Origin of the sequence: Achromobacter sp. RW408 (genome assembly GCF_003184165.1) — a bacterium.
Lineage (GTDB): Bacteria > Pseudomonadota > Gammaproteobacteria > Burkholderiales > Burkholderiaceae_B > Achromobacter > Achromobacter xylosoxidans.
On sequence record NZ_QHHO01000046.1, the window covers coordinates 35,793 to 41,907 of the forward strand.

Genomic DNA, 6,115 nt, shown 5'->3' on the forward strand with positions numbered 1-6,115 from the left:
GTCCAGCCGCAACTGGCTGGACTCCAGGAACGCGCGCATCAGCCGCGCCGGCTCGCCGTACAGCTGCCCACCTTCCTCCAGGTAATGCGAGGCGTAGGGAATGGGCGCCGCCCGCCCCTCCAGCAGGAACAGCGCGGCGAAGTCGGCCGCGTTTTCCAACGGCGCGTCGGGGTGCCCCGCCCATGCCTTGAACACGGCGGCCACAGCATCGGCCTGCCGGCCAAGCCCAAGCGCCTTGAACACCGCCAGCAAATGATCGGCGCCGCCGCCCTGGCACAAGGCCATGGCGCCGGGTTCCATTTCCCTGGCAAAAACGGTGGAAAACCACCCATACAGCTGCGAACGCAGCTGGCAGGCCGCGCCCCAGTCCGGGTCGGATAATGCAAGGTTCAACGCATGCTCCATGAAATCACAGGATCCACACCGGTCGGCGTTCCGCGCCGGCCGAGGCCTCAATGCCGGGCCAGTGCCTTGCCATCGATATCCACCTCGGTCGGGCCGCCGAACGCGGTCACCGGTGGCGCCACGCCCTTGTACGGTTCGATTTCCACCAGGCAGGTGTTGGGGCTTGGCCCCTGCGCCAGCTCGGAGGTGCCGACGTCCAGCGTCAGCGTGTTGGGATCGCCATAGGTGTCCAGCGCGCCGATCTCCGGCCCGGTCGGCCCATACCAGGCGCCCTCCTGGATGCGCACCACCCCGGGGGGGAAGTTGGCCGAAAGCGACGCGCCGGCCAGCAATTGCCCACGGTCGTTGAACACCCGCACCAGGTCGCCATGCTTGATGCCGCGCTGACGGGCATCGTCGGGATTGAGGTAGACCGGTTCGCGCCCCTGGATGGTGTAGGTGGCGCGCCGCGAGGGCGATTCGCAGGTTTGTGAATGCAGGCGGGTATCCGGATGCGCCGACTGCAGCCAGAGCGGGAATTTGTCCGATCGCGGACCGTTGTGGGAGCGTTCGGCCTTTTCCATCCAGACCGGATGCCCTTTGCAATCGCGGTAGCCAAAGCCGGCAATCTTGCGGCTGTAGATCTCGATGAACCCGGACGGCGTGCCCAGCGCGTTGACCTCGGGGTCTTCGCGGAAATCGGCGTGGCGCACCCACGGTTTGCCCTCCGGGAACAGCACGTAGCCCTGCTCCCAGAATTGCGCGAACGGCGGCATGTCGAAGCCCTTGCCGGCATTTTCCTTGCGGCAATCCTCGTACAGCGACTCGACCCACTGCATCTCGTTCATGTTGCGCGTGTATTCCACGTCGCGTCCCATGCGCTTGCAGAAGTCCGTCCAGATATCGAAGTCCGAGCGCGAGTGGTACAGCGGATCGACCAGTTTGTGCATGGCGATCACGCCGCGGTTCGAATAGGAACCGTAAGCGTCGATGTCATTGCGCTCGTAGGGGGTGCAGGCCGGCAGCACGATATCGGCGAAGCGGCAGGTGGCGGTCCAGTTGTAGTCGATGGCCACCACCGTTTCCAGCTTCTGGTACGCGCGCTTCATGCGATTGCGGTCCTGTTGCCGGTGCCACTGGTTGCAGCCCGAGAAGATCGCCACCTTGTACGGCGGCAGCTTGACCTTGTGGCCATTGAAGTTGATTTCCTTGCCCGGTTCCAGCAAGGCGTCGATCACCCGCGACACCGGCACGACGGCGCTGTACCCCTGGTAGTCGTCGTTCTCGTGCCGGGGTTTGCGGCCGGTATCCAGGTTCAGCGGAAACGCGCCCGGCATCGACGCGCCCGAGGCCGACACGCCCACCGAACTGTAGTGGTGCGAATAACTGATGCCGCCGCCGGGCAGCCCGATCTGGCCCAGCATCGCGGCCAGGATCGCGCCCATCCAGTAAGGCTGCTCGCCATGCTGCTGGCGCTGGATCGCCCAACCGAACATCAGTTGCGTGCGATTGGCCGCCATCAGGCGCGCCAGCTCGCGGATGCGCTGCGCCGGCACGCCGCAGATCGACGCGGCCCATTCCGGGGTGCGTTCGATCTTGTCCTCGGTCTTGCCCTCGACGTAGGCGATGAACTCGTCGAAGCCGACCGCATAGGTCTCGAGGAACTTAGCGTCGTACAGGTTCTCTTTCCACAAGGTGTGGGCAATGCCCAGCATGAAGGCCACGTCGGTCAGCGGATTGACGTACTGGTGCTCGCAGTCCAGGTAGTTGCGCGTCTTGCTTTTCACCGGATCGACGCAGATCACCGTGATTTCACGCTTCGCGACCTTCTGCCTGAGCTGCTCGAAATAGGCATAGGCCTCGTGCGTTTCGGTGTTCCAGCCGACCTGCAGGTTCTTGATGGGATCGCTGGCCCAGAACACCAGCACCCGCGTTTCCTTGAGGATGATGTCCCAGGACGTGCCCTGCGAATACACCTCGGTCGAACCCAGCACGTAGGGCAGGATGGTCTGGCCGGCCCCGGTCGAGTAGTCGCCCGCGGTGCCGACGCTATAGCCGTGCATGCCCATGGCGCGCAGCATGTGGTTGCCGCAGCTGTGCATCAGCCCCACCGAGCGCCAGCCGACGTTGCCCACATGCAGCGCCCAGGGGCCATGGTCGCGCTGCACCCGCTCGAGCTCGTCGTAGACCAGGTCCAGCGCCTCGTCCCAGCCGACCCGGATGAAGCGGTTGTCGCCGCGCAGCGCCTGGCCCGCGGCGCCGCGCTTGCGATACCAGTCGAGCCGCACCATCGGATAGCGCACCCGCGAGGCGCTGTAGAGCACGTCCAGCGTGCCATCGAGGATCGGCGTCGGATGCTTGTCGAACTCGAAAGGCTTGATTTCCACGACGCGGCCGGCCACGACCCGGGCGCGGAATGCGCCCCAGTGCGCGCCGGAGAACCGCCAGCGGCCCGGGCCGGCGTCCTCATCGCCAAGCGTGGCGGCGCGCAGCACGCGGCCATTGCGCAACAGCGGCGGCACCACCATGGAACCCAGCGAGGCGGCGACACCACCCAGGAAACGACGACGGGAGAGTTTCATGTCTTTCTCAGTGGGCCGCGGCCACACTGTCCTTTGCAGCAAAATCGGAGGAATGCAGTTGCAGGTATTTCAGGACCAGCTTGGCGGTCTGGTCGTCCATGTTGGTGAAGCCGACCATGCCGCCGAACAGCCCGGGCCATTGGTTGGCGTCGTGCGAGGCCTCGTTCGGCTGGCGGTGGCAGACGCTGCAGCTCTGCGAATAGCTCTTCCTGGCCGCCGTCCAGATCGGCGCGACGTCAGCCACCAGGCCGCCGCCGCGCAGCCAGACCGTGGCGGCGATCTTCTGCCATTGCAGGCCGGTCACATCGTCGATCCGGCTTTCGATGACATGGACCACGCCGTCGTCGCGCGACACCTCCTGGCTCAGCACGGCGCTGGTGATGTTCAGGCCGAACTGGCCGTACAGCACCCGGGCGTAACCCTTGTTCTTCCTCCAGAGCTGCAATTCGACCTGCACCGCGTCCTTTTTCTTCTGCAGCACCTTCACGCCGGTGGCGATCTCGATGGCGCCGATCTCGCGGTCCAGGCCCTCGTCCGCGTAGATCGGCTGCGGCATGACGCTGTAGTACTCGCGGCCGGCGTCGATGGCCGCGCCGCGCGCGTCGGCCGTGAGCGCCGCCAGCGCCGGGTTGCCCTGTGACTTGACCTCGGGCAATCGGTGCGCGATGCCCTTGTGGCAGTCGACGCAACTGGCATTGCGCTCGGCCGCGCCGTGCATGGTGGTCTGCGAGGTCACCCGCATCTTGTCGAAATCCATGCTGGCGTAATCGTGGCAGTTGCGGCATTCCTTGGAATTGTTGGCCTTGAAGCGGGCCCACTCGCGCGTGGCCAGCACGATGCGGTGTTCCTGGAATTTCTCGGGCGTGCCGATCGTGCCCATCAGGTGTCCCAGCACTTCGCGCGAGGCCTGCATCTTGCGCGCGACCTTCGAGGTGAAGTCATGCGGCACGTGGCAGTCCGGACAGTGGGCGCGCACGCCCGAACGGTTTTTCCAATGCACGCTCTGCTGCAGTTCCGGCAGCACGGTGTCGCGCATCGAGTGGCAGGAAATACAGAACGCCTCGGTGTTGGTGGCGTTCATGCCGGTGTTGAACAGCGCCAGGAACGTGACGCCGCCCAGGAACCCGCCGATGACCAGCACGCCCAGGCCGATGCGGGTGGCGGGGCGCAGCAACAGCGCGCCCATCCATTGGATGATGGACTTGGCGATCTTGAAGGGATTTTTCATGTCGGTGGCTCAGGCTGCGTTTTTCTCGGACGGCGCATTCATGTCGGCGGCCCCCAGAACAGGATTTGACCGAACCAGACGATGAATCCGTACACGCAGATCATCAGAAACGCCACGACGGGACACGCTACAAAGGCCAGCGACAGGAACTTTGCCCACTCGGCCCCACCACCATTGCTGCTGTGCTTGGGTTTGCTTTTCACGGAGTACAACTATTTGGATATGAACGGCTACTACGTCGAACCGCGCCGCGGCACAAGCAAGGCCGGCGGTCCCCGCGAGGGCCGTTGGCGGTTCGATGCCTTTTCATGATCGACGCGCGGCCGGCCCCCGCATGTTGATCTCCGTCAAGCGCCGCGGGTCACACGCGCCATCGCGCCCATTACTCAGACCGATCTGAAGCCACGGCCCGCCAGCGCTCGAAAACGCATACGGTCGCGTGGCGATCGGCGCCATGATGCAGCCAACGGTAAACGCGTCCGACATAAATCCAAATGCGCCACGGCCACGCAAAACCGCGGCCTGGATTCATTAATATCCCATCCCGTTATCGGCTTCGCGCCGCCCTTGATGCAGCGGGGATTGTTGTCATGAGTATCTGGATGGGCGCCGGCCATGCTTGAAGCGGAAGGGCTCACCTGTTCGAAAGGAACCCGTCTGCTGTTCGAAGACGTGTCGTTCCAGCTGCGCGCCGGGCAATTGCTGCGCGTGACCGCGCCCAACGGCCATGGCAAGACCAGCCTGCTGCGCATCCTGTGCGGCCTGGCGCGCGCCGACGCCGGCACGGTGTGCTGGCGCGGGGCCGACATCCACCGCCTGGGGCCGGCCTACCGCCAGCACCTGCTCTACCTGGGCCATGCCGACGCCCTCGCCGATTCCCTCACCCCCCTCGAGAACCTGCGCTTCCTGTGCCAGGCCCAGGCCGATGCCGTCAGCACGGCAGCCTGTCGCGACGCCCTCTGCCGGATGGACCTGGCGGCGCTGCTGGACCTGCCGGCGCGTGTGCTGTCGCGCGGCCAGCGGCGCCGCGTGATGCTGGCGCGGCTGTCGCTGCGCCCGGCGCGGCCGCTGTGGATCCTGGACGAACCCTTCAACCTGCTCGACGCGGCCACGGTGGCGGCGCTGACACGGACGCTGGCAAGCCATTGCGACAACGGCGGACGCGTCCTGCTGACCACGCACCAGGAGGTTGCCTTCGACCGGCCGGTGCGCACCCTCGACCTTGGCCCGCACACGCCATGACGTGGCAGGACAGCCCCTTCTTCGCCGTCCTGCGGCGCGACCTGCTGCTGCTTGGCCGCGGCCGGGCCGACGCCATTGTCTCGCTGCTTTTCTTCGTGCTGGTCGCCTGCCTGTTCCCGCTGGGCGTGGGCGCCGATGCGTCCTTGCTGCGCGCGCTCGGACCCGGCGTTCTATGGGTCGCCGCGCTGCTCGCCACGCTGCTGTCGCAGCATCGACTGTTCGCGCAGGACCACGCCGACGGCACGCTCGAACAACTGCTGCTTTCGCCGGGCGCCGCCACGCTCTGGGTGCTGGCCAAGATCACGGCGCACTGGATCGGAACCGGTCTGCCTTTGGTGGCCGTGGCGCCCCTCATGGGCCTGCTGTTTGACCTGGGTCAGTGTTCGCGCCTGACCCTGTCGCTATCTTTCGCGCTGGGAACGCCGGTACTGGCCCTGGTCGGCGCGATCGGCGCCGCGCTGGCCCTCGGGATGCGCGGCGGCGGCGTGCTGCAGGCCCTGTTGCTGCTGCCCTGGTTCGTGCCGGTGCTGATCTTCGGCGCGGGCTCCGTGTCCGCCTGCGCCACGGGCCAGCCGCCCACGACCGCGTTCCTGCTGCTTGGCGGCGCGCTGCTGGCGGCGCTGGCGCTGGCCCCGCCCGCCTGTGTCCTGGCGCTGCGCTTCGCCGTCGAAGAATGAAG

Annotated in this window: 6 protein-coding genes; 2 read left to right on the plus strand and 4 right to left on the minus strand. The window is 66.2% G+C overall.

The window, feature by feature from the left end; translation table 11 throughout:
• The 4 genes from DK459_RS10145 to DK459_RS10160 all read right to left on the minus strand — a co-directional run.
• The coding region (locus DK459_RS10145) for a molecular chaperone TorD family protein (RefSeq protein WP_233256791.1) at positions 1-393 on the minus strand (393 nt) is incomplete at its 3' end.
• Between the two features lie 59 nt (positions 394-452).
• Entirely contained in the window at positions 453-2,966 is a 2,514-nt protein-coding gene (torA, locus tag DK459_RS10150; protein WP_020927174.1) for a trimethylamine-N-oxide reductase TorA, read from the minus strand.
• Positions 2,967-2,973: 7 nt separating this feature from the next.
• On the minus strand, positions 2,974-4,194 hold the full coding sequence (torC, locus tag DK459_RS10155) for a pentaheme c-type cytochrome TorC (protein WP_006384800.1): 1,221 nt from the start codon (positions 4,192-4,194) through the stop codon (positions 2,974-2,976).
• 38 nt (positions 4,195-4,232) lie between these two features.
• Complete coding sequence (locus tag DK459_RS10160; RefSeq protein ID WP_006384801.1) at positions 4,233-4,397, minus strand: periplasmic nitrate reductase, NapE protein; 165 nt, start codon at positions 4,395-4,397, stop codon at positions 4,233-4,235.
• A 412-nt stretch (positions 4,398-4,809) separates the two neighbouring features.
• Between DK459_RS10160 and ccmA the strand changes: the two genes are divergently transcribed.
• Together ccmA and ccmB are read left to right on the plus strand one after the other, a co-directional pair.
• Entirely contained in the window at positions 4,810-5,436 is a 627-nt protein-coding gene (gene ccmA, locus DK459_RS10165; protein WP_006384802.1) for a cytochrome c biogenesis heme-transporting ATPase CcmA, read from the plus strand.
• Complete coding sequence (ccmB, locus tag DK459_RS10170; protein ID WP_054448710.1) at positions 5,433-6,113, plus strand: heme exporter protein CcmB; 681 nt, start codon at positions 5,433-5,435, stop codon at positions 6,111-6,113. Before ccmA ends, ccmB begins: the two co-directional genes overlap by 4 nt.
• The last annotated feature ends 2 nt before the right edge of the window (positions 6,114-6,115 follow it).